This window comes from Novosphingobium sp. KACC 22771, from assembly GCF_028736195.1.
In the GTDB taxonomy this organism is placed as follows: Bacteria; Pseudomonadota; Alphaproteobacteria; order Sphingomonadales; family Sphingomonadaceae; genus Novosphingobium.
The window spans coordinates 3,571,561-3,595,942 of the sequence record NZ_CP117881.1 but is presented as its reverse complement, the minus strand read 5'-3'; the positions used below and the strand labels follow the sequence as shown (position 1 = coordinate 3,595,942).

Below are 24,382 nucleotides of genomic sequence, written 5' to 3'. Positions count from 1 at the left end.
GAAGCCGGGCCGCCAGCAAGGGGGCTGAATTGGATATTTACCGCATTGTCAGCAAGGCCGGTTTTCGCCACCGTTCATCACGGGGGCTTCACCTTGGCCGCGCCTGCGTATAGGGGGCAAATCCATGAGCAAGCCCCAGATCGAAACGCCGCAGGCCATCCGCGGCACCCAGGACATTTTCGGCGCCGATGCCGACGCTTTCGCCTTTGTGGTGGAAACGTTTGAGCGTGTGCGCAAATTGTACCGTTTCCGCCGGGTGGAAATGCCGGTCTTTGAAAAGACCACGGTGTTTTCGCGCAGCCTTGGCGAGACGACCGATGTGGTGTCGAAGGAAATGTATTCCTTTGAGGATCGCGGTGGGGAATCGCTGACCTTGCGCCCGGAGTTCACCGCCGGTCTGGCGCGCGCCTATCTGACCAATGGTTGGAAGCAGTATGCGCCTGTCAAGCTGGCCACGCACGGCCCCCTGTTCCGCTATGAACGCCCGCAAAAGGGCCGCTATCGCCAGTTTCACCAGATCGACGCCGAGGTGATCGGGGCGGCGGAACCCACCGCCGACGTTGAACTGCTGGTGATGGCCGATCAGTTGCTGAAGGAACTGGGGATCAGCGATGGCGTGACCCTGACGCTCAACACGCTGGGCGATGGGGAAAGCCGCGAGGCATGGCGCGCAGCGTTGATCGAATACTTCCGCGCGGTGAAGGGCGAATTGTCCGAGGATTCGCAGGAGCGTCTGGAAAAGAATCCCTTGCGGATTTTGGACAGCAAGGACCCGCGCGACAAGGCTTTCCTGCCCAATGCGCCGCGCATCGACGATTACCTTTCCGCTGAAGCGCAGGATTTCTTCGCCGCCGTGACCGGCGGTCTGGATGCGGCGGGCGTGGCATGGACGCGCAACGGGGCCCTGGTGCGCGGGCTGGATTACTATCGCCACACCGCGTTTGAATTCGTCACCGATCGTCTGGGTGCGCAGGGCACGGTCCTTGGCGGCGGGCGTTATGATGGGTTGATGGAAAGCCTGGGCGGCGCGCCCACCCCGGCGGTCGGCTGGGCGGCGGGCGTTGAACGGTTGGCGATGCTGGTGTCGGGCAGCGGGTTGATTGCCGAGGTGCCTCTAGATGTAGTGATTGCAGTTGAAGATGATGCGCTTCTGAATTTGGCTATCAAGGCGAGTGCCGCGCTACGTAGAACCGGTATTTCTGCCGATATCGTTGCGACCGGGTCGTCGCGTAAGCGCTTTGATAAGGCAGCAAAGATCCCAGCGCGACTTTTGGCAGGCTTGGCTTTGCGCGATGGAGTGCCGTCCGTGTCTTCTCGCAGTGAAGACGAAGCCTTGAAGCAGCGCTTCTTGGATCTGGTTTTGCCGCTTCTCTGATGACCATCCCCTCCACCCGTCTGGCCCAGATTGCGGCGCGTTTTGCCGAGTTGGAGGCGCGTCTGGCCTCCGGCACGCTGGAGGGGGCCGATTTCGTGGCGGCCTCGCGCGATTATGCCGAGCTGGAGCCGGTGGCCCGTGCGGCATCGGACGTCGCGACGATGCGGGGCGAGCTGGAAAGCCTTGCCGCGGCCCAAGCGCTGGAATCTGATCCGGACATGCGCGAATTGGCCGAGGAGGAGATCGCCCGCATCCGCGCCGCGCTGCCCGATGCCGAGCGCGCGCTCTCCATCGCCATGCTGCCGCGCGACAATGCCGACAGCCGCCCGGCGATGCTGGAAATCCGCGCCGGAACCGGGGGCGACGAGGCTGCTCTCTTCGCCGCCGACCTGTTCCGCATGTACGAACGCTATGCCGCCGAGCAGGGTTGGCGGGTCGAGACCGTCAGCGTGAACGCCAGCGAGATCGGCGGCTTCAAGGAAGTCGTCGCCCATGTCAGCGGGCAGGGCGTGTTCGCTAAGTTGAAGTTTGAATCCGGCGTTCACCGGGTTCAGCGCGTGCCCGTGACCGAAAGCGGCGGGCGCATCCACACCAGCGCAGCCACGGTCGCGATCCTGCCCGAACCGGATGAGGTGGATGTGCAGATCGAGGACAAGGACCTCAAGATCGACGTCTACCGCGCGAGCGGCGCGGGCGGACAGCATGTGAACACCACCGATTCGGCGGTGCGGATCACCCATCTGCCCACCGGGACCGTGGTAACGTGCCAGGACGGGCGCAGCCAGCACAAGAACAAGGAAAAGGCGATGCAGGTCTTGCGCGCCCGCCTCTTCGAGGTTCAGCGCGAGGAAGCCCAAGGCGCCGAGGCCGAGGCCCGCAAGGCGATGGTGGGCAGCGGGGATCGCAGCGAACGCATCCGTACCTATAATTTTCCGCAAGGCCGCGTGACGGACCACCGGATCAATCTGACGCTCCACCGCCTGCCCGAGATCCTTGAAGGGCCGGGGCTGGGTGAACTGGTCTCGGCGCTGATCCATGAGGATCAGGCCAAAAGGCTGGCGGCGCTTGGTGAATAATCCGGGGGTGAATAATATCGCATCGGCGATCCGCGAGGCGGCGGACAGGTTGAGCGCCACCAGCGACACCGCGCGGCTGGATGCCGAAGTGCTGATGGCCCATGCGCTGGGGTGCAGCCGCACCGATGTGCTGCTGCGCCATATGGGCGATCCCGCGCCCGATGGGTTTGACGCGCTGATCGCGCGGCGCGCGGCGCATGAGCCGGTCGCCCATATTATCGGCCATCAGGAATTCTGGGGCCTGAATTTTCGCGTTACGCCCGCCACACTGATCCCGCGCGGCGACAGCGAGACGATTGTCGAGGCCGCGCTTGAAGCCTGCGCGGCGCCCGATTTCGTTCTGGGCCGCGTGCTGGATTGCGGGACGGGGACGGGGGCGCTGCTGCTGGCGGTTCTGCACGAGCGGGGCGGGGCGCAGGGTGTGGGCATCGATGCATCCCCCGATGCGCTGGCCGTGGCGGCGGGCAATGCGCAGGCTTTGGGGCTGGCGGAGCGGGCGCGGATGGTGCTGGCCGACTGGACGCAGGCGGGCTGGGCCGATGGGCTGGGGCGTTTCGATCTTGTCCTCTCCAATCCGCCCTATGTCGAAGCCGATGCCGCGCTGGACCCTAGCGTGCGGGATTATGAACCGGCCAGCGCGCTGTTTGCCGGAGCCGAGGGGCTGGATGATTACCGCATCCTGATTCCGCAATTGCCCGATCTGCTGACGCCGGACGGGGTGGCGGTGATCGAAATTGGCCATCAGCAAGCGCAGCCGGTAGGACAAATTGCCGCACAGGCCGGATTTGCCGTAAAATTGCGGCTTGATTTGGCCAATCGGCCCCGCGCTCTCGTGCTTTCTCGGGAAAGCCGGGCAATATTGTAAGATTCTGCTTGGCTTTTGCGGGCGGGGCTTTTAATTGAACAACAGGACCGCCGAGGGATGGGATCTTCCCCTCTGGCTGGTGCTACTCCAGCATCTTCGTCAGGATAAGCCGATCAAGGCTGGACCCGACGAAACAGGGCCAGGCCGCGATTTCGCGGCACGGCGTAAAGACAGGACGAGGAGCACGCCGGCATAGAGGCCGAGCGGCGATCCGGGGTTAAGGAATACTCACCCTTGAACAACAATCGTGGGAATAACCGCCGCCGTGGCCGGGGCAACAACAATGGTCGGCCGCAAAATGGTGGTCAGCAGCTTAACCGTATCGACAGCCGGGCGCGGGGCAATGCGCCGCAATTGCTGGAAAAATATCGCAAGCTGGCGCAGGATGCCCATCTTAATGGCGACCGCGTTCAGGCCGAATATTATCTGCAATTTGCGGACCATTACTTTCGCGTGATCGCTGACACCCGTCTGCGTCAGGAAGAATCACGCGCCCGCCGCGATGATCGCTGGCAGGACAATGGCGATGCCGGTCGAGATGAGGGCGACGATCAGGGCGATTTCGCCGTGGACAGCGATTTCCCCGCTTTCGACGCGCCGCCGGTCTATACCCGCCGCGAACGTGAAGAGCGCAGCGAACAGCGCGCCGAAGCGCCGCGCCGCAGCGAGGAAGCCCCCAACCAGGCCACTCATGAATCCGGTGAGGATCAGGGTGGGGAATCGGGCGAAGCCGGGGCAGAAGGCGATTCGTCGGCCAACATCTATGAGCCTGCGGAAAACCCCTTCCTGCGCGAAAACCGCAGCCCGCGCGCGCCCCGTGGCCGCCGCGAGGAACGCCGCCCGCGCCGCGATGATCGCCCCCGCGAAGATCGCGCCCCCCGCGAGGAACGCGCCGTTCGTGAAGAGCGGGCGCCTCGCGAGGAACGCGCTCCCCGGGAAGAACGCGCGCCTCGTGAGGAACGCGCCCCGCGTGCGCCGCGCGTGACCGCCGAAAAGGCGGCACCTGTGGATGGTTCGGGTCTGGAAGCGGCGCTGCCGCCCGCCATTTCCGCCGCCCCGCGCAAGACGCTCGAACCGAAGGTTGCCGAGGCCAAGATCGCCAGCCCCAAGCCTGTCGAAGCCAAAGCCGCCGAACCGGTGGTGCAGGCCCCCGCTGTCGAGGCGCCGGTCGCCGCGGAGGCCGAGGCGGCCCCGGCCCCCAAGCGCCGCGCCCCGCGCCGCAAGGCTGTGGCCGCGCCCAGCGAGAGCGCGGAGTAATCTGCGCCATGAATGCCAAGGCGGGGTGACGGCACAGGCCGCCCCCGCTAAAGCATGCCGCCATGGATGATGCGGCAAAGCCTTGGCACGAGAAATATTTCGGCAAATACAAGCGCAAGGCAAAGCTCTTTGCGCGCGCGTGCTGGCATTGGGGCTGGCGCGGTGCGGCCTTGGCCGCCATTGGCGCGGTTGGCGCGCTGGGTTTTCAACCGCTTGGCCTCTGGCCGCTCACCTTGCTCAGCGTCGGCGTCCTGTTGTGGATCGCCGCGCGCTTGCCCCATGCGGGCTGGGCGGCACTGGCGGGCTGGCTGTGGGGCGTGGGCCATTTCACGCTCGGGCTGAACTGGATCGCCACGGCTTTCACCTATCAGGCCAAGATGCCGCCTTGGCTGGGCGGATTGGCGGTGTTTCTGCTCTCGCTCTATCTGGCGATTTTTCCGGCTATGGCGATGGCGGGCGGATGGTTTCTGCGTGGGCGTGGCGTGTCGCGGGTGCTGGGCTTTGCCGGTTGCTGGATCTTGGCCGAGGCGCTGCGCGGATGGTTGTTTACCGGCTTTCCGTGGAATCCGCTGGGGGTGGCCTTGCTGGGCGGCGATGCGCGGCCCGGTCTGGCGCTGTTGGCGTCATGGCTGGGCACTTATGGGCTTTCGGGGCTGGTGGTCGTGATGGCGGGCGTGGCGGCCGAAGGGCGCATGCTGTGGTTTCTGGGCCGGCGGCGCGAGGGCGGCGCGATGATGGCGGGGCCGTTTGCGCTGGGCCTTGCCGCGATGGTTCTGCCTGGCCCGGCCACGCCGCAGGGCCATATCGCCTATACACTGATCCAGCCCAATATCGCGCAGGAGGATCTGGACGATCCCAATCATTTCGAGGCGCAATATGTAGCCTCGGCCAAATTGTCCGCGCCGCGCGTGCCGGGCCAGAGGCGACTGGTGCTGTGGCCGGAATCCGGGGTGCCTGATTACGTCCGCGACGGCTATCCGGCGTGGTATTATCAATTCACCTTTGGCGGCGATCCCTGGCTGGCGCGCTGGCGTCTGGCCCGCACGATCGGGGCGGGGGGGCTGCTGCTGACCGGGACGGTGGATCTGGACCTCAAAGGGGTGAATGCCACCGGCGGCCAGAATGTCATTGCCGGGATCGACGATCAGGGCCGGATCGCGGCGCATTATGCCAAGGCGCATCTGGTGCCTTTCGGCGAATATCTGCCCCAGCGGCAATGGCTGAAGATGATCGGGCTGGAGCGGTTGGTGCCGGGCGATTTCGATTTCCGGCCCGGACCGGGGCCCGAGACGCTCGATCTGGGTCCGCTGGGCAAGGTCGGGATGCAGATCTGTTATGAGATCATCTTTCCCGGTGCGGTGGTCGATCGCGCGCATCGGCCCGACTATATTTTCAACCCCTCCAACGATGGCTGGTTCGGCAGTTGGGGCCCGCCCCAGCATCTGGCGCAGGCGCGGCTGCGCGCGATCGAGGAAGGGCTGCCGGTGCTGCGTTCGACCACCAATGGCGTGAGCGCGGTGGTCGATGGCCATGGCGTGATCCGGCAAAAGGCTGACCGGGGGCAGGCGGCGCGGCTGGACGGCATGGTGCCGCCCGCCTTGGCGCCCACGTTGTTTGCGCGCTGGGGCAACATGCTTTCGATTGGGATCGGATTAGTTCTTCTTATGCTTGCCGCCCTTGTGTTGCGCCGCACTCGGGGCTAGGAGGGGGTCGCATAAAGAAACCTTTATATGGCAGGATTTCTATGTCCGATACCGTGCGCAGTGATTACCTCTTCACCTCCGAAAGCGTTTCCGAGGGCCATCCCGACAAGGTGGCGGACCAGATTTCGGACGCGATCGTCGATCTGTTCCTGTCCAAGGACCCCGAGGCGCGCATCGCCTGCGAAACGCTGACCACCACGCAATTGGTGGTGCTGGCCGGGGAAATCCGCTGCAAGGGCGTTTATGAAAACGGCGCCTGGGCGCCGGGCGCGCAGGAAGAGATCGAAAAGACCGTGCGCGATACGGTCAAGCGCATCGGCTATGAACAGGACGGTTTCCACTGGGAACAGTTTGAATTCATCAACCGCCTGCATGGCCAGTCGGCGCATATTGCGCAGGGCGTGGACGCGGGCGACAACAAGGACGAGGGCGCGGGCGACCAGGGCATCATGTTCGGTTTCGCCTGTGATGAAACCCCTGACCTGATGCCTGCGACGCTGTATTACAGCCACAAGATTCTGGAACAGTTGGCCGCCGACCGTCATTCGGGCGCGGCGCCTTTCCTCGAACCCGATGCCAAGAGCCAGGTGACGCTGCGTTACAAGCATGGTCAGCCGGTGGCCGCCACCGCCATCGTCGTTTCGACCCAGCACAAGGCGGGTTATGATGAAGGCGCGAAGAAGGCCGAACTGGAAGCCTATGTCAAGCAGGCCGTGAGCGCCATCCTGCCCGCCGGTTTCATTTCGGATGCGACCGTTTGGCACATCAACCCCACCGGCAGCTTTGAAATCGGCGGCCCCGATGGTGACGCGGGCCTGACCGGCCGCAAGATCATTGTGGACACCTATGGCGGCGCGGCTCCGCATGGCGGCGGCGCGTTCTCGGGCAAGGACCCGACCAAGGTTGACCGCAGCGCCGCCTATGTCGCGCGCTATCTGGCCAAGAATGTCGTTGCCGCAGGCCTTGCCACGCGCGTGACGATCCAGCTTTCCTACGCCATCGGCGTGGCGCGCCCGCTTTCGCTTTACGTCGATACGGCGGGCACGGGTTCGGTGGCCGACGCGCTGCTCGAAGCCGCCATTGCCAAGGTGGCCGAAGAAAAGCTGGGCGGTCTGACCCCGCGCGGCATCCGTCTGGGTCTGGGCCTGAACAAGCCGATCTATGGCCCCAGCGCCGCCTATGGCCACTTTGGCCGCAAGCCCGATGGCGACTTCTTCCCGTGGGAACGCGCTGATCTGGTCGATGCGCTCAAGGCCGCTCTGGTCTGAGCCTGGCGCCATGAAGGATAAAAGGCGGCGGTGCATCGCGCATCGCCGCCTTTTTTCTTGGGCGCTTTCCTGGATGGCGCGGCTTGACCTAAGTCATGGCAGGTTACGTTTTGCCGGAGTATGGTGGCTGCGACGGATGGGACACGGTCCAACAGAAAAGGGAGACCGACAATGCGCTCAATTCTGGTTTATGCCGATCAAACCGAGGAAACCTCTGCGAGGCTTGAAACGGCGCTTTCGCTGGCGCGCACCACGGGCGGCCATATCAGCGTGCTGATCGATACGCCGGTGGCGCGGTTCATGGCGATGGATGCGCTGGGCGGGGGCTATCTGGCGGCCGATGCGGTGCGCGAGGCGGTCCGGCGCGACGATGAATTTGCCGAGGAGTTGGCGGTGCGGCTGCGCGGCGAGGATGTGCCTTTCGACATCCTGCGCGGCGAGGAGGAGCCGATTGACGCCATGACCGAGGCTTCGCTGCTCTCCGATGTGATCGTGCTGTCGCGCGGGTGCGAATTTGCCGGGCAATTGGCGGTTGATGGCAAGGCGCCGATTCTGGTGGTGGATCAGGACCGCCCGTTGGTCACGCCGGTCAATTGCGTGGCAGTGGCCTGGGATGGGTCGCATGAGGCGGCGGTGGCGCTGCGCGGGGCCTTGCCTCTGCTGCGGCTTGCCGAATCGGTGCATGTGCTGACCGTGGGCGACAAGGCGGGGGTGTTTCCGCCGCTTGATGCGGTGCAATATCTCTCGCGCCATGGGGTGAAGGCGGAAATTGATTCGCTGGCCCGTGTCGGCTCGATTGAGGAAACGCTGGCAGCGGCGGTGGCACGCCTGCAGGCCGAATTGCTGGTGATGGGGGCCTTTGGCCACAGTCGGTTGCGCGAATTCCTGCTCGGCGGGGTGACGCGCTATTTCCTCGACCTCAAGGATGGGCCGAGTCTGTTGTTTGCGCATTGATGGGCAAGCCGATTCGACGGTTCGGACCGGAGCATGTGGGGGCATGCTTCGGTCTTTATTTTGTCTTACATACGTATTGCAAAGGAAGGCGATTTTGGGGTGCCTCCTTAAATAACTGATTTACAGTACATATTTTTGGCGCGCTCAAGAATTGCGTTTTATGCAATCAGCGGTGATGAATGTGCATTTGCTGTCATGCATAACGATCGGCATAAGGGACGAGCCTTTTAGGCATCCTCTCCCAAAACTTCCACGGCCCGACCGGCAACGGTTGGGCCTTTTTTTGCGCCCGGTATTTGTGCGGCGCAATGCAGTGCCGTGTGGGCCGAAATGCCCCGGATTCCGTGATGCGCCAACGATTGCATTAATCGCAATGCGGATCTCGCATTTCGCACTTGCACAAAATCGGCGTCGGGGTCATAAAGACCATGCCTTTCAGGCATCCTCTCCCAAACTTCCAAGCCCGGCTTCGGCCGGGTTTTTCTTTGCCTGCTTTCCGCGCAGTTGATTCGCACGCAATCAGGTTTCGGTGCAAAGCGCATCGGGCGCATTGACCCGCAGCCATTCCAGCATCACTTCACGCAAGCCGCTGCGTAAAGCGCCCAGGTCGGCAGGGTTGGCCGCGCTGACCAACAGCTTCAATTCCACCGAACCGACCCGCGATTCCGACACCACCAGATCGCCGGTGCGCCGGTCCCATGCCTCCATCTCGTCAATCGCCGCGCGAAAGGCCTGACGGATAGGCTCAATGGCAAAGCCGGGGCGAATCGGCAGCACCACCGATCCGGTGATTCCGCCCACGCGGGTCCAGTTCTGGAACGTGGCGTCGAGAAATTTGACCGTGGGCACGATCAGGCGGCGCTCGTCGCCGGTGCGGATCACGACATAGGACAGGCGGATATCCTCAACGCGGCCCTGTTCGCCCTCGACCACCACGAAATCGCCGATGCGAATCGGTTCGGTCAACGCGATCTGCAAACCCGCGATCAGCGATTTGAGCGCGGGCTGGGCTGCGGCGCCGACCGCCAGCCCCATCAAACCGGCCGAAGCGATCAGCGTCGCGCCGATATGACGCACCGCCGGCACGCCCAGCAGCATCAGCGCCACGGTGATGAAGATGATGACAAAGGCCATCGAGCGCGAGAGCAGCGCGATTCGCGTGGTGCGGCTGCGCGCGGTCAGCTCATCGCCCGAGGTGATGGCGCGGCGGGTCATCAGCTCGGCCCCCGTCCGCACCAGCGCATAGAGCACCCAGCCGGTCAGCGCGGGAACGACAAAGCCCTCGATCCCGTTCCACAGCTTGGCGATCAGCTTGTTGCCGCCCGCCGCCGATGCCATGCCGCCCGCCAGAAACGCCCAGCGGAAGGCATGGTAGAGCTGCGCCGCAGCGACGGCTTCGGCGGGATTCTCGCTGCGCCGCGCCATACGCCGCAGAAACGCAAAACAGGCCAGATGCAGCAGCAGCGCCACGCCCAGCCCGATCCCCAGCACCAGCGCCGCATGGCTCATCCGGCTGGACCAATGCATCACTTCGTTCAGCGAGGGCAATTGATCGGGATCGAGCGCGTCGCCGGGCAGGTTCAGCGGCAATTTGCCCTTGGTAAGGTCGGTGATGGTGATCATCAGTGCGCGGCGCCCCAACTGGCCCCCACGCCGATTTCCGCGCCCAGCGGCACGGAAATCGCCACAGACGGCCCGGCGGCCTCCTCCATGACGGCGCGGATGACGGCTTTGGCGGCTTCGACATCGCTCTCGGGCAATTCAAAGACCAGTTCGTCATGCACCTGCAGCAGCATCCGCACATGGGGCAGGCCGGCGTTGCTCAGCGCGGGCTGCATCCGGGCCATGGCGCGTTTGATGATGTCGGCGCAGGTGCCCTGGATCGGCGCGTTGATGGCGGCGCGCTCGCTGCCCTGCCTTTCGGCCTGATTTTTCGAATTGATGCGCGGGAACCAGCATTTGCGGCCAAACAGCGTTTCGGAATAACCCCGCTCGCGCACCGTCGAGAGCGTTTCGTGGATATAGCGCTGGATGCCGGGGAAGCGGGCGAAATAGGTGTCGATCATCGCCTGCGCCTCCTCGGGCGTCACGCCAAGACGCGGGGCGAGGCCCCAGCGCGAGATGCCGTAGAGGATGGCGAAGTTGATCGTCTTGGCCCGCCCGCGCGTCTCGCGGTTGACCTCACTGAACAATTCCTGCGCGGTGGCGGCGTGAATGTCGGCGCCGCTGGCAAAGGCGTCCTTGAGCGCAGGCACATCGGCCATATGCGCGGCAAGGCGCAATTCGATCTGGCTGTAGTCCGCCGCCAGCAGGACATTGCCGGGCTCGGCCACAAAGCAGTCGCGGATCTGGCGGCCGATTTCGGTGCGGATCGGGATGTTCTGCAAATTCGGCTCCGTCGAGGAAAGACGGCCGGTTTGTGCCCCGACAAGGCTGTAGCTGGTGTGAACGCGGCCCGTGACGGGGCTGATCGCGGCCTGAAGCGCCTCGGTATAGGTGCTGCGCAATTTGGCGAGCTGGCGCCATTCCAGCACCTTGCGCGCGATGGGCACGCCTTCGGCCTCCAGCTTTTCCAGCACCGACTGGTCGGTGGAATATTGGCCCGACTTGCCCTTCTTGCCGCCTTTCAGGCCCATCTGGTCAAACAGGATCTCGCCCAATTGCTTGGGGCTGCCGATGGTGAAGGGATTGCCCGCCAGCGCGTGGATTTCGCCCTCCAGTGCGGCAATCGCCTCGGCGAACTGCTGCGAAAGGCCCGCGAGGCGTTCGCGGTCGACCTTGATGCCATGGCGCTCCATCTGGGCCACCACGGGCACCAGCGGGCGATCGACGCGCTCATAGATCCGGCTGGCGCCCTCGGCGGAGAGGCGGGGTTTGAGCAGGCGATGCAGGCGCCATGTCACATCTGCATCCTCGGCGGCATATTGCGTGGCGCGCTCCAGCGCGACTTCGGCAAAGCTGATCTGCTTCTTGCCGGTGCCGCAAACGTCCTTGAAGGCGATGCAGGTGTGGCCAAGGTGGCGCTGGGCCAGCTCGTCCATGCCATGCCCGCCGCCGATGCCTTCCTCGCTGCGGCCCGCGTCCATGTCAAAGCTGATGACCATCGTGTCGTCGATGGGGGCCACGGTGATGCCGAAACGCGCCATGACATTCAGGTCATATTTGATGTTCTGGCCAACCTTCATCACCGCATCCGATTCGAGCAGGGGCTTCAAACGGCGCAGCGCCTCGTCGCGGTCGATCTGATCGGGCTTTTCGGCGAACATATCGCTGCCGCGATGGCCCAGCGGGATATAACAGGCCTGATTCGGCCCGACCGACAGGCTGACCCCCACCAGATCGGCACCAATCGCGTCCAGCGCGCTGGTTTCCGTGTCAAACGCCACCAGCCGCGCGGCAAAGCCCGCCGCGATCCAGCGATCCAGCGCCTCAAGGCTCTGCACGCATTCATAGGCGGCAAGGTCGATGGCGGGCATGGCGGCCGTGTCCTGACGCGCGGCTCCGGCGGCGGGCGCCGTGCCGGCGTTCACGGCCTTGGGCGGATGCAACTGGGTGGCGCGCTCCGGGCTGCCCCGGCCGCCGTCGAGGCGCTTGAGCAGGCTGGTAAAGCCATGCTCGCCCAAAAACGCCGCCAGAGGCTCGGGAGGGATCGCGCCAAGCTCGAAGGCGTCCAGAGGCAGGGGGAGAGTGCAATCCTCCTTGAGCGCCACCAGAACCCGGCTCAGGCGAGCCATATCGGCATGTTCGATCAGGTTATCGCGCAGCTTGCTGGCCTTCATCGTCGCGGCGGCGGCCAGCGCATTATCCAGATTGCCATGTTCCTGGATCAGCCTGGTCGCCGTTTTGGGGCCAATGCCGCGAATGCCGGGCACATTGTCCACCGCATCGCCCATCAGCGCCAGCACATCGCCCACCAGATCGGGCGTCACACCGAATTTCTCGCCCACCTCGGGGATGAAGATGCGCTGATTCTTCATCGTGTCGAGCATGTCGACTCGCGAACCATCCGGGCCTTCGCCCACCAATTGCATCAGGTCCTTGTCCGAGGAAACGATGGTGACATCCCACCCCTGCGCCTGCGCCGCGCGGGCATAGGAGGCGATGAGATCGTCCGCCTCAAGCCCTTCTTCCTCGATGCAGGGTAGCGAGAAGGCGCGCGTGGCTTCGCGAATCAGGGGAAATTGCGGAACCAGATCCTCGGGCGCGGGCGGGCGGTTCGCCTTATAGGCCGGAAAAATGTCATGGCGGAAACTTCTGCCCGATTTGTCGAGAATCACGGCAAGGTGGGTAGGGCCGTCGGCCTTGTGCAGGTCCTCGGCCAGCTTCCACAGCATCGTGGTATAGCCAAAAACCGCGCCAACCGGGGTTCCGGCGGGATTCGTCAGCGGCGGCAACCGGTGATAGGCGCGGAAAATATAGGCCGATCCATCGACCAGATACAGATGGGGGCGGCGCGGTGTCGTGTTTTCCATGAATTATCCATAGGGCCAAGGCGGCCCCACGAAAAGGCGCAGCGCGGCGGGTTTCGGGGGGAAAATGGCCCGAGCCAACCCGGTTATCGCTATGCAAATGCGATGGGATGCACAGGTAAATGCGACTAGCGCTTGCATCGAATGAACAAGCCGTTTATTTGGCGCGTGAAGTCTACTCCTGCGGTAGGCTTTCCGCACGGCGCGACCACCCCGGTGGACAGTGTCGCGCGTGGTCCACTCGCTGTTCAAGGATACTCACATGCGCAAGATCATTCTCGCCGCTGCCGTTGCTGGCGCTGCTCTGTCGCTCGCCGCTTGCTCGAAGACCGAAGAAGCCGCTACCTCGGCTGAATCGGTTGCTTCGGACGCTGCTTCGGTTGCTGACTCGGCCGCTTCGGTTGCTGACTCGGCTGCTTCGGAAGCTGCTTCGGCTGCTTCGTCGAACTAATTCTTCTGCGCGAAAGCGCGAAGTTTTAGAGGTCAGGGCGCGTGGGATATGTCCCGCGCGCCTTTTCCTTTGCCCGCGCGGCGCCTTGACCTGAATCGGCCGTGCGCAGGGCATAAAAAAGGCGCCGGGCGAAGGATCGCACGGCGCCTCTTTTATGCTTTGCAATGAATGTTCTAGCGCGAACCACCGATCATGGCCAGATCGGCCGCCGGTTCGGCCTGATAACCGTCATAGATCGCGCGCGTAATGCTGGCGATGCGCTGATCGCGGCCGGGCTTGCCGCCCTGGCCGGTGACATAGATGGCGACGGCAATCGTACGGCCGTCGCTGCTGCGAATCAGGCCAACGTCGCTTGAGGTGTTTGACAGGGTTCCGGTCTTGTGACCCACCATCGCATCGCCGGGCAGGGCGGCGCGCATACGATGAATGCCCGTGCGGCAACGCGCCATCGCGCCCAGCAGCACTTCGCGGCTCTGCGCGCTCAACCATTGGCCCTGATACAGGCCCGCCAGCAGAACGGCCATGGCTTGAGGCGTGGTCGAATCGCGCAGGTCGATCCTGCGGGCAGGGTCAATTTCGCCGTCATCGCGCACCATCGTGGCAATATCGCGATCCAGCCGGATGCCGTTAATACCGTTGCGGCGCAGCCAGCGCGTCACCACCTGCGGCCCGCCCATCGCGGCCAGAAGCGCGTCGGTGGCGTGGTTGTCGCTGCGGGTGATGGCCAGTTCGATCAATTGTTCGGCCGAGAGCATCGCGCCCGGCCGCACCGGCGCCACCGCGCTGGAAAACCGGGCCGAGGGCACCGGCATCATCAGCGGAAAGCGATCGGTCAGCCTGTAGCGCCCCTGGTCCACCCCTTCGAGGAAAGTGGCAACCACGGCAATCTTGCCGGTGCTGGCCAGCGGGAAGGGCTGATCGCCCATCACCGAGACGCCGCGCCCGGAGGAAAGGTCCACCGCCGCCACGCCGATCCGGCCCTGCGAAGCGGCGGCCAATTGGGCCAGGCGCGCCTCGAAACCACTGATGCCGGTGGGGTTTTGCCGGGGCAGGAGGACCGCCGGTTGGGGAGGGCGCACGGAACCGCTGCTGAAAACGCGGTCGAAAGCCTGTTCCAGACCATCGACATCGCCTTTGGCCAGCACAGGGGGAGCGGCAATTGCCACGGTGAGCGCCAAAGCGCCGAGAATCGCGTTCTGAGCTTTTAGCATGTTCTGGAAAATGGCCCGTTTAAGCTAATTTCCGGTAAACTCGAAATCAGGGTTCTTGTCATCCCGTCTGTCGATGAAGCGCCCCGTGCCTGCGATAGGCTCAGGGAACCTCCCTAAACATAAGGAAAAACCCGAGGGGATTGCTCCCCCCGGGTTTCTCGTTTTGCCTTGGATAAAGCGTGGACTTAGAAGTCCATGCCACCCATGCCGCCGCCCGGCATCGCGGGCATGGCAGGCTTGTCTTCGGGCTTTTCCACGATACCGGCTTCGGTCGTGATCAGCAGGCCCGCCACCGACGAAGCGTTCTGCAGCGCGGTGCGGACAACCTTGGTCGGGTCGATCACGCCTGCGGCCAGCAGGTTTTCGTAGGTTTCGGTCGCGGCGTTGAAGCCCAGCGTTTCATCGGCCTGATCCAGCAGCTTGCCGGCCACGAGGACGCCATCGACGCCAGCGTTTTCAGCGATCTGCTTGATCGGAGCGGTGATCGCCTTGCGGACGATGTCGATGCCGCGGGTCTGGTCTTCGTTCGCGCCCTTCAGGCCTTCAAGAGCCTTGGTGGCATAGAGCAGAGCCGTGCCGCCGCCGGGGACGATGCCTTCTTCAACCGCAGCGCGCGTGGCGTGCAGGGCATCGTCAACGCGATCCTTGCGTTCCTTGACTTCCACTTCGGTCGAACCGCCGACCTTGATGACGGCCACGCCGCCGGCCAGCTTGGCCAGACGTTCCTGCAGCTTTTCACGGTCGTAGTCGCTGGTGGTGACTTCGATCTGCGCCTTGATCTGCTCAACGCGGCCCTTGATGTCGTCGGCCGAACCCAGACCGTCGACGATCGTGGTGTTGTCCTTGTCGATAGTGACCTTCTTGGCCTGACCCAGCATGCCGAGGGTGACGGTTTCGAGCTTGATGCCCAGGTCTTCCGAGATCATCTCGCCAGCGGTCAGCGTGGCGATATCGCCCAGCATGGCCTTGCGGCGATCGCCAAAGCCGGGGGCCTTGACGGCAGCGATCTTGAGACCACCGCGCAGTTTGTTGACGACGAGCGTGGCCAGCGCTTCGCCTTCGATGTCTTCGGCGATGATCAGCAGCGGACGGCCCGACTGCACCACGGCTTCGAGGATCGGCAGCAGCGACTGCAACGACGAGAGCTTCTTTTCGTGGATCAGGATATAGGGATTATCCAGTTCCACGGTCATCTTTTCGGGGTTGGTCACGAAGTAGGGCGACAGGTAGCCGCGGTCGAACTGCATGCCTTCGACGACATCGAGTTCGAATTCGAGGCCCTTGGCTTCCTCGACGGTGATCACGCCTTCCTTGCCGACCTTTTCCATCGCTTCGGCGATCTTCTGGCCGACTTCGGTGTCGCCATTGGCCGAAATGATGCCGACCTGGGCGATCTGGGCCGAATCAGCCACCGGCTTCGAGCGGCCCGCCAGATCGGCGACCACAGCAGCAGCGGCGGTGTCGATGCCGCGCTTCAGATCCATCGGGTTGATCCCGGCGGCAACGGCCTTGAGGCCTTCGCGCACGATGGCCTGGGCCAGAACCGTGGCGGTGGTGGTGCCGTCACCGGCCTTGTCATTGGCCTTGCTGGCCACTTCGCGCAGCATCTGCGCGCCCAGGTTTTCGAACTTGTCCTTCAGTTCGATTTCCTTGGCAACCGACACACCGTCCTTGGTGATGCGGGGGGCGCCGAAGCTCTTTTCGATGACGACGTTGCGGCCCTTGGGGCCCAGCGTCACCTTGACGGCGTCGGCAAGCGTGTCCACGCCCTTGAGAATGCGTTCGCGTACGTCGCGACCAAATTTCACGTCCTTGGCGGCCATGATCTGTTCCTTTGAAATATCAGATGGTTAAAAGATGCGTATCAACTCAGCCGATGATGCCGAGGATATCGCTTTCCTTCATGATCAGCAGGTCTTCGCCCGCGACCTTGACTTCGGTGCCCGACCACTTGCCGAACAGCACGCGATCGCCGGCCTTGACTTCCAGCGGGGTCACAACACCGGCTTCGTTGCGGGCGCCCGAGCCCACCGAAACGATGATGCCTTCAGCGGGCTTTTCCTTGGCGCTGTCGGGGATGATGATGCCACCGGCGGTCTTTTCTTCGGCTTCTACGCGGCGGACCAGCACGCGGTCGTGCAGAGGACGGAACGACATGGGAGTGTTACCTCTCTCAAGTTGAAAATGCTTCTTGGCACTCCCACCTTGAGAGTGCCAGCGCCCCGGATATGGGTGTAGGCCCAAGGGGCGTCAAGGCATCGCCTGAGAAAAAATTTACGGGCGGGGCAATACCAATCCCAAAGCCTCGCGTCGGTTCCATCGCCACAGCAACATCGCCGCCACCACCGCCAGCCCCGTCGCCAGCCCGACCCACACGCCAAAACCGCGCAACCCCGTGCCCAGACCCAGCGCCACCGATACGCCAAAACCGGGTATCCAATAGCCCAGCAGAGCAATCGCCATCGGCACCTTGGTATCCTGAAGACCGCGCAGCGCGCCCGCCAGGATGACCTGCGTCGAATCGACCAGCTGGAATGCGGCGGCCACCACCAGATAGCGCAGGGCCAGCGCCACCATCACCGCCCGTTCCGGCGCGTCGACGTCAATATAGGCCGATAGCAGCAATCGCGGTGCCAGCACCATCAGCGATGAGCTGAACAGCGCGATGCACAGGCCGATCTGAAGCGAGGCCCAGCCCGCGCGCCCCATCGCCGCCTTGTCTCCCGCGCCGTAATGATAGCCGACGCGGATCGTCGCGGCCTGTCCGATGCCCATCGGGATCTGGAACGTAAAGGCGGCGATCTGCAAGGCGACCGTATGCGCGGCCAGTTCGGCCTCGCCAATCCGGCCCATCAGGAAAGCCGCCGCGCCAAACAGGCCCGCCTCGGCCAGCACCTGAAAGAAGATCGGCGCGCCGATGGCGGCAATCTCGCGCAGGCGCACCCAATCGGGCCGCCACAGATGGCCGAACAGATAATGCCGCCGCAGCCGTCGATTGGCAAAAATCGCCCCGGTATAGGCCAGCGCGGTCACGCATCCGGTAATGACACTGGAGAGCGCCGAGCCTTGCAGCCCCAGCGCGGGCATCCCCCAATGCCCGAACACCAGCGCATAATTGCCCGCCGCATTGACCGCGATGGCCAGCGCCGTGATGAACGTGGCAAACACCGGCCGCCCCAGCGCCGAGACCACCGAGCGCAGCACATTGGCGATCAGCATCGGCACCATCGCCCATTTCAGCACATGCAGAAATCCGCCCGACAGATCCGCCACTTCACGCGCCTGTCCGGTCAGCAAGAGGATCTCGCGCCCGAAACTGCACAGGATCATGGCCAGAATGCCCGTGCCCACCGCCAGCCACAGGCCCATGCGCGTCGAGCGGCGCACCGAACGCACCGCATGATTGCGCGCGCCCAATTCCGCCGCCACCAGCGCCGAGACCGCGCCCGTCAATCCCGACAGGCTCCATGCCAGCAGGCCGAACAGGCTGACCGAGAGGGAGGAGGCGGCCAGCGGAGTCTGGCCCAGCCGCGCCACAAAGATCACGTCAATCGCGTAAACCGCCATCTGCAACAGATTGGCCGCCGCCAATGGCACTGCCAGTCGCAGCGTGGCCAGCGCTTCGCCGCGCCAGAGTCCCGTGTTCGCCCCCGTCGTCATAAGGCGCGGACATAGGCGCGCTTTGTTGCGGGAGAAAGCAATTTCGTGTTGCTGCAAAGAAAAGGGGCGCCTTGGTCGGGCGCCCCTCGGGATTATTTCTGGCCGGTGCCGCCGCCCAGCGATTGATAGAGCGCCACCGTATCGACCAGCCGCGCCGCGCGGGCCTGAACCCATGTGCTGCGCGCCTCGGCCCTTGCGGCCAGAACCGGCAGCAGGGTGAAGGTGCCCACCGCGCCCAGCTCATACTGGCGGCGGGTAAAGTTCAGACTGTCGGCCGAGGCGCGATTGCCCCGGTCGGCGGCGGCCAGCGCGTCGCCATCGGTCTTGATCGCCGTCAGCGCGTTCGAGACATCGGCAAAAGCCTGAAGCGCGGTCGAGCGATATTGCGCCTGCGCAGCCTCCAGCGCGGCCTTGGCGGCGTGGCTCTGGTGCAGCAGGCTTCCGGCGTGGAACAGCGGCGCCGATACCCCGCCCAGCAGCGTCCAGAACGGATTGCCGGTGGCGAACATGTCGGCAAATGTGTTGGCCGTGCCGCCATATTGGGCGCTGAGCGTAAAGGAGGGCAGGCGGGCGGCCACAGCGGCCCGCGCATCGGCGGAGGCACCCTCCATGATCGCGGCGGCGCTGCGCACATCGGGGCGATGGGCAATGACCTGCGCAGGCAGGCTCAAGGGCAATTGCGCGGGCAGGGTCAGTTCATCCATGCGCGGCACGGGGGGCAAAGGCGACCCCGGCGCCACGCCGATCAGCACGGCGATCTGGGCCTCCTGCGCCTTGCGCGCGCGTTCGAGGCCGGGCAATTGCCCCTCGATCGCGGCCAGCGCGGTTTCCTGCGCCGCCACATCCGAGGCCCCCACCGCGCCGATCTTCTGGCGCAGTTTGATCAGCCCCAGCACATCGCGATAGGCGGTAACGGCATCGCGCGTGGCCTCGATTTCCTCGCCCAGCGCGGCATATTGAATGGCCGATTGCACCAGATTGGCCACCACCATCGAGCGCGCCGCATCGGCCCGCGCGGCCTGCGCCGTGGCCGCCGCCCGCGCCGAGCGCACCCGCGCCCGCCCCCCGCCGAACACATCGGGCGACCAGGACAGGCTGACCTGCGCGGTGTGGAGCGTGTAGAGCTGCACGCTCTGATCGGCCAGCGGCGGGGCGATCGTGTTGCTGGCCCGTATCCGCGAGGCCTGATAGCCCGCGTCCACCTGGGGCAGCAGACCGCCCACCGAGGCGCGCGCCAGTTCCTGCGCCTGACGCAGGGTGGCATCGGCCGCGGCGATGTCGGGGTTGGCGGCAAGCCCGCGTTCGACCAGAGCGTTGAGCGCGTCATTGCCGAATTCGCGCCACCATTGCGCGGGGACCGGCGCCCCCACGGCAATCGCCTGCGCCGGGCCGCCTTCCGGGGCAATCGGCTGGCTCAGGACCGCTTCGGGCGCATTGCCCGCAGGGGTGGGGGGCAAGGGCAAAGCGGGCACCGTCGCGGCCAGCAAAAGGGCGGTCATGCTCATGCCGTTTCTCCCTCATGGGCGTGGCCCGGCAGGTCGCGCTCATCCTTGCCATGGGCCACGGCAAACTGGTTGGGCACATGTTTGGAATAGCGCCCGATCAGCAGCGGCAGCACCAGCAGGATCAGCACCGGGGCCAGCGTCATGCCGCCCACCACCACCAGCGCCAGCGGCTTTTGCACCTGAGAACCGATGCCCGTGGCAACGGCGGCAGGCAGCAGGCCGATGGCCGCCACAAGGCAGGTCATCACCACCGGCCGCAGCGAATTGCGCGTGGTGGTTTTCAGGGCGTCTTCGCGGCTTTGCCCTTCATTGAGCGCGGTGTTGAAATTGTTGACCACCAGGATCCCGTCCATCACCGCAATGCCGAACAGGGCGACAAAGCCGATGGCGGCTGAAATCGAGAAGGAGGTTCCCGTCAGCACCAGCGCCAGCACGCCCCCGATGATCGCCATCGGAATGGACGAGAGGGCAAGGCAGGCATCGCGCAGATTGCCGAAATTGGCGAACAGCAGTGCGAAAATGATCAGCAGGCTGATCGGCACCACGACTTCCAGACGCGCCACGGCGTTTTTCAGGTTCGACATTTCGCCCGCCCATTCCAGGCTGTAGCCCGGCGGCAGGGTGATCTTCTGGGCGATGCGGGCCTGCGCCTCGGCCACCGCGCTGCCCAGATCGCGGTCGCGCACGCTGAACTTGATCGGCACATAGCGGGTCTGATGCTCGCGATAGATGAAGCTGGCGCCCGAGACGAGGCGGATGGAGGCCACCTCGGACAGGGGAACCTGCGTCACACCGCCGCTGGCATTGGGCGTGGCCACGGTGATGTGGCTGATCGTGTCGATGCTGTCGCGCTGTTCGGGGCGGAAGCGCACGATGATCGGGAAGTGCCGGTCGGTGTGCGGTTCATACAATTCGCCCGGCGATGCGCCGCCAACGGCCGCCGCCACGGTCTGGTTGATGTCATCGGGGGTCAGGCCATAGCGGCCCGCCTTTTCGCGATCGACATCGATGCGCACCGTCGGCTGGCCGAGCGACTGGAACACGCCAAGATCGGCAATGCCCTGAATCTTGGACATTTCATCCTTGATCTGGTTGGCGATCTTTTGCAGCGTTTCCAGATCGGGCCCGAACAGCTTGACCGAATTGGCGCCCTTCACACCGCTGGCCGCTTCGGCCACGTTATCCTCGATGATCTGCGAGAAGGAGAAATCGACGCCGGGGAAATGCTCGGCCAGATCCTTGCTCATTTGCGCAACGAGCTTGTCCTTGTCCATCCCTGATGGCCATTCCTTTTGCGGCTTTAGCGGCACAAAGAATTCGGCGTTGAAGAAGCCCGTCGGGTCGGTGCCGTCATCGGGGCGGCCCTGAGTCGAGAGCACATTCTGGGTTTCGGGATAGGAGGCGATGCGGCGGCGGATCGCATTGGTGGTGGGCAGGCCCGCCTCCAGCGAGATCGAGGTCGGCAATTCGCCGCGGATGAACAGGTTGCCTTCCTCCAGATGCGGCAGAAATTCCACGCCCAGCGAGCGCACGCCCACCATGGCCGCGCCAAACAGCAGCAGGCCGCCGCCCAGCGTCACCACCGGATTGGCCAGAGCGAAGCTGGAAGCCGGTTCATAAACCCGGCGCAGGCGCTGGACGATGAAGGTTTCCACCTCGGACAATTTATCGGGCAGCAGCAGCGCCGACATCACCGGCGCCACGGTGAACGTGGCGATCAGGCCGCCCGCGATGGCATAGGCATAGGTCTTGGCCATCGGGCCGAAGATATGGCCTTCCACACCCGTCAGGGTGAAAAGCGGCAGGAAGGAGGCGATGATGATCGCGGCGGCAAAGAAGATGCCGCGGCTTACTTCGCTGCTGGCATGCAGGATCGCGCCAAGGCGGCTGGCGAAGGAGAAATGTCCTTCGCCCCGTTCCACATGCTCGGATCGTTCGACCATATGGCGGAAGATATTTTCCACCATGATGACCGTGGCATCCACCACAAGGCCAAAGTCGAGCGCACCCACCGAAAGCAGGTTGGCGCTCTCGCCCTGAAGCGTCAGGATCAGCACCGCAAAGGCCAGCGCAAAGGGAATGGTGGTGGCCACGATGATCGCGCTGCGCAGATTGCCGAGCAGGCCCCATTGCAGCGCAAAGATCAGCAGAATGCCGACCACCAGATTTTCCATCACGGTATGCGTGGTGACGTCAATCAGCTTCGAGCGGTCATAGTTCGACACCAGCGTCACGCCCGGGGGCAGGATGCCGCCCGCGTTGATCTTCTCGACCTCTTCCTTGACCGCGTTGATGGTGGGCATGGATTGCGAACCGCGGCGCATCAGCACGATGCCCTCGACGATATCGTCCTCATTGCCCAGACCCGCCACGCCAAAGCGCGGCTGGTTGCCCACCTGCACGGTGGCGACATCGCGGATATAGACCGGCACGCCCGCATTGTTGGTGACGAGCGTGTTTTCGATCTGGCCCGGCGACTGGATCAGCGCCACGCCGCGCACGATGGCGGCCTGCGGGCCAAAGTTGATCGTCTGGCCGCCGACATTGCCGTCGCCCTTGCCCAGGGCGGCGATCACGGCGGCAACGCTGGTCTGATGCGCGGTCAGCTTGGCCGAATCGACCACCACCTCATAGGCGCGCTCCTTGCCGCCCCAGCCGGTGACGTCGATCACGCCCGGAATGGCCTTGAAGCGGCGTTCCAGAATCCAGTTCTGGAGCGTTTTCAGGTCCATCACCGAATAGCCCTTGGGCGCCTTGATGCGATAGCGATAGATTTCGCCGATCGGGCTGGTGGGCGACAATTCGGGCGAGACGCCGCCGGGCAGGGGGCCAAGCTGCGACAGGCGGTTGATCACCTGCTGCTGGGCCTGTTCAAAGGTGAAATCGTAGGTGAACTGCACCTTCACGTCGGACAGGCCGAACAGGCTGATGGTGCGGATCGCCGTCATATGCGGCAGGCCCGCCAGCTGCACCTCGATGGGAATCGTGACGCCGCGCTCCATTTCCTCGGCGCTGGAGCCGGGGGACTGGGTGATGATTTCCACCATCGGCGGAACGGGGTCGGGATAGGCCTCGATATTCAGGTTGTAAAAGGCAATGCCACCGGCCGCCAGCATCCCTGCCAGCAGCCCCATGATCAGCATGCGCGAACGCAGCGCAAAACGGACAAGACTGTTCACGCGCCAAATCCCGCTTCGTTCACAAAGATGGCGCCGGTCGTCACAACCTTCTCGCCGCCCTTGAGGCCCGAGGTCACATCGACCCGGCCATTGTGGCTCTCGCCCAGCGTGACATCAACGCAGCGGAAACGGTTGGCCGAAATCTGGATCCACACGCGGGCGGTGTCATTCTCGCGGATGACCGCCTGCGCGGGCACGGACATCACCGGGCGGCCGTTGACGGGGGCGGCGTCCTGATGACGGATGGTGAAATTGGCAAACATCTGGGGCTTCAACGCGCCGTCGGGATTGGCAATCGTGGCGCGCACCGGCAGGCGGTGGCTTTGCGGATCAAGCGCGCTGGCGATATTGTCGACCACGGCTTGGAACACGCGGCCGGGGAAGGCCGAGACGGTCACATCCACCCGGTCGCCCAGATGCACATGGGGCGCATCGCTTTCGGCCAATTGCGCCACCAGCCACACGCGGCTGGGATTGGCGATGGTCAGCACGGGGGTGGTGCCGCCCACCTGAACAAACTGGCCGGGGCTGACCGCGCGGTTGACGATCACGCCGCCGATGGGCGCGCGAAACGTGGTTTCGGGGTGATAGCCGTTGACGTTGTTCGCGCCTTCAAGGCGGGCGATTTCGCCCTGGCTCTTGCCGTAGATTTCCAGCTTGTCGCGCGCGGCGCCCAGCGTGGCCTCGGCGCTGCGCAGCGCGGCCTGCGCGGCCACGGCATCATTGCGCGCCTGTTCATAATCACGCAGCGCGCCGCCGGCGGTGCGATAGATCTGCTCCTGACGCTTCAGATTATCCTCGGCCAGCTTGGCCGCGGCAAAGGCGCTGGACCGGGCCGCGGCCGCGCCGAACAGCGCATTGCGCGCGTCAACCACGTCGCTGGTGCGCAAGGTCAGCAGCGGCTGGCCCTCGACCACGGTGGCGCCCTGCTGGACCATGACCTGCGTGACTTGCCCCGAATAGGGCAGGAAAACCGGCGTGGCGCGGGTTTCGTCCACCGCGATCATGCCGGTGGCGGCGGTCTGCAGCCAGCCGTCACCACCGCCTACGGCCTCAACCTTGAGCGTGGCCATTTGCGATGGCGTCATCTCGACAATGCCTTCGGGCAGTGGCGGGGGCGCTACCGGTTCCTTATACGTGAAATGGCGATAGGCCAGCACCAGAAGCGCAAGCGCCCCCACTGCCACCACCGCCTTGAGCAAAAGGCCAAGCTGATTCTTGACCGAAAGCGTGCCAACCGCTTGATTATCCGTCACTTCTATTCCTCGTCTGCAACGTGCCGCCAATCCCTATCAGCCCCTAGCACGCACAGCTCTTCGAGTTTGTTCCAAGCACGGGGGGCGCTGAATTGAAGATGAACGGATATAAAATTTTTATATAAACATCGGGCGACCCGTGGATAGGGCCTT

Annotated in this window: 17 protein-coding genes; 8 read left to right on the top strand and 9 right to left on the bottom strand. The window is 64.3% G+C overall.

The window, feature by feature from the left end; translation table 11 throughout:
* Positions 1-124: 124 nt before the first annotated feature.
* The 7 genes from hisS to PQ467_RS16405 all read left to right on the top strand — a co-directional run bounded on the left by hisS (position 125) and on the right by PQ467_RS16405 (position 8,498).
* Positions 125-1,375: a histidine--tRNA ligase gene (gene hisS / locus PQ467_RS16435; RefSeq protein ID WP_274174433.1), complete on the top strand. Its 1,251-nt coding sequence runs from the start codon at positions 125-127 to the stop codon at positions 1,373-1,375.
* A complete protein-coding gene (prfA, locus tag PQ467_RS16430; protein WP_274174432.1) occupies positions 1,375-2,451 on the top strand; it encodes a peptide chain release factor 1 in 1,077 nt (358 codons plus the stop codon). The genes hisS and prfA overlap by 1 nt, the downstream gene beginning before the upstream one ends.
* Complete coding sequence (gene prmC / locus PQ467_RS16425; RefSeq protein WP_274174431.1) at positions 2,411-3,316, top strand: peptide chain release factor N(5)-glutamine methyltransferase; 906 nt, start codon at positions 2,411-2,413, stop codon at positions 3,314-3,316. Before prfA ends, prmC begins: the two co-directional genes overlap by 41 nt.
* Positions 3,317-3,550: 234 nt before the next feature.
* Positions 3,551-4,573 (top strand): DUF4167 domain-containing protein, encoded by a 1,023-nt coding sequence (locus PQ467_RS16420; protein ID WP_274174430.1) that lies wholly within the window; start codon positions 3,551-3,553, stop codon positions 4,571-4,573.
* A gap of 62 nt (positions 4,574-4,635) precedes the next feature.
* Positions 4,636-6,276, top strand: a complete 1,641-nt coding sequence (lnt, locus tag PQ467_RS16415) for an apolipoprotein N-acyltransferase (RefSeq protein ID WP_274174429.1) — start codon at positions 4,636-4,638, stop codon at positions 6,274-6,276.
* A gap of 53 nt (positions 6,277-6,329) precedes the next feature.
* Positions 6,330-7,544: a methionine adenosyltransferase gene (metK, locus tag PQ467_RS16410; protein WP_274176192.1), complete on the top strand. Its 1,215-nt coding sequence runs from the start codon at positions 6,330-6,332 to the stop codon at positions 7,542-7,544.
* A gap of 171 nt (positions 7,545-7,715) precedes the next feature.
* A complete protein-coding gene (locus tag PQ467_RS16405; protein WP_274174428.1) occupies positions 7,716-8,498 on the top strand; it encodes a universal stress protein in 783 nt (260 codons plus the stop codon).
* Between the two features lie 519 nt (positions 8,499-9,017).
* On the opposite strand, the gene PQ467_RS16400 is transcribed toward PQ467_RS16405, so the two are convergent.
* Positions 9,018-10,121, bottom strand: coding sequence for a mechanosensitive ion channel family protein (locus PQ467_RS16400; RefSeq protein WP_274174427.1), 1,104 nt, complete (start codon positions 10,119-10,121; stop codon positions 9,018-9,020).
* Complete coding sequence (gene polA, locus PQ467_RS16395) at positions 10,121-12,970, bottom strand: DNA polymerase I (protein ID WP_274174426.1); 2,850 nt, start codon at positions 12,968-12,970, stop codon at positions 10,121-10,123. The genes PQ467_RS16400 and polA overlap by 1 nt, the downstream gene beginning before the upstream one ends.
* A gap of 259 nt (positions 12,971-13,229) precedes the next feature.
* On the opposite strand from polA, the gene PQ467_RS16390 reads away from it, so the two are divergent.
* Complete coding sequence (locus tag PQ467_RS16390) at positions 13,230-13,418, top strand: hypothetical protein (RefSeq protein ID WP_168602934.1); 189 nt, start codon at positions 13,230-13,232, stop codon at positions 13,416-13,418.
* Between the two features lie 173 nt (positions 13,419-13,591).
* On the opposite strand, the gene PQ467_RS16385 is transcribed toward PQ467_RS16390, so the two are convergent.
* From PQ467_RS16385 to PQ467_RS16355, 7 genes are all read right to left on the bottom strand, one after another.
* Positions 13,592-14,584, bottom strand: a complete 993-nt coding sequence (locus PQ467_RS16385) for a serine hydrolase (protein WP_274174425.1) — start codon at positions 14,582-14,584, stop codon at positions 13,592-13,594.
* A gap of 230 nt (positions 14,585-14,814) precedes the next feature.
* Positions 14,815-16,452, bottom strand: a complete 1,638-nt coding sequence (gene groL, locus PQ467_RS16380; protein WP_168602932.1) for a chaperonin GroEL — start codon at positions 16,450-16,452, stop codon at positions 14,815-14,817.
* Positions 16,453-16,498: 46 nt separating this feature from the next.
* Positions 16,499-16,786: a co-chaperone GroES gene (locus tag PQ467_RS16375; RefSeq protein ID WP_168602931.1), complete on the bottom strand. Its 288-nt coding sequence runs from the start codon at positions 16,784-16,786 to the stop codon at positions 16,499-16,501.
* Between the two features lie 117 nt (positions 16,787-16,903).
* Positions 16,904-18,289 (bottom strand): MATE family efflux transporter, encoded by a 1,386-nt coding sequence (locus tag PQ467_RS16370; RefSeq protein ID WP_274174424.1) that lies wholly within the window; start codon positions 18,287-18,289, stop codon positions 16,904-16,906.
* A gap of 92 nt (positions 18,290-18,381) precedes the next feature.
* Positions 18,382-19,794: an efflux transporter outer membrane subunit gene (locus PQ467_RS16365; protein ID WP_274174423.1), complete on the bottom strand. Its 1,413-nt coding sequence runs from the start codon at positions 19,792-19,794 to the stop codon at positions 18,382-18,384.
* The gene (locus PQ467_RS16360) at positions 19,791-22,973 is read right to left on the bottom strand and encodes an efflux RND transporter permease subunit (protein WP_274174422.1); all 3,183 of its coding nucleotides are present in this window, start codon (positions 22,971-22,973) and stop codon (positions 19,791-19,793) included. The genes PQ467_RS16365 and PQ467_RS16360 overlap by 4 nt, the downstream gene beginning before the upstream one ends.
* Positions 22,970-24,229 carry an efflux RND transporter periplasmic adaptor subunit gene (locus tag PQ467_RS16355; protein ID WP_274174421.1) on the bottom strand — a complete coding sequence of 420 codons (1,260 nt, stop codon included), beginning with the start codon at positions 24,227-24,229 and terminating at the stop codon, positions 22,970-22,972. The genes PQ467_RS16360 and PQ467_RS16355 overlap by 4 nt, the downstream gene beginning before the upstream one ends.
* Between the last annotated feature and the right edge of the window lie 153 nt (positions 24,230-24,382).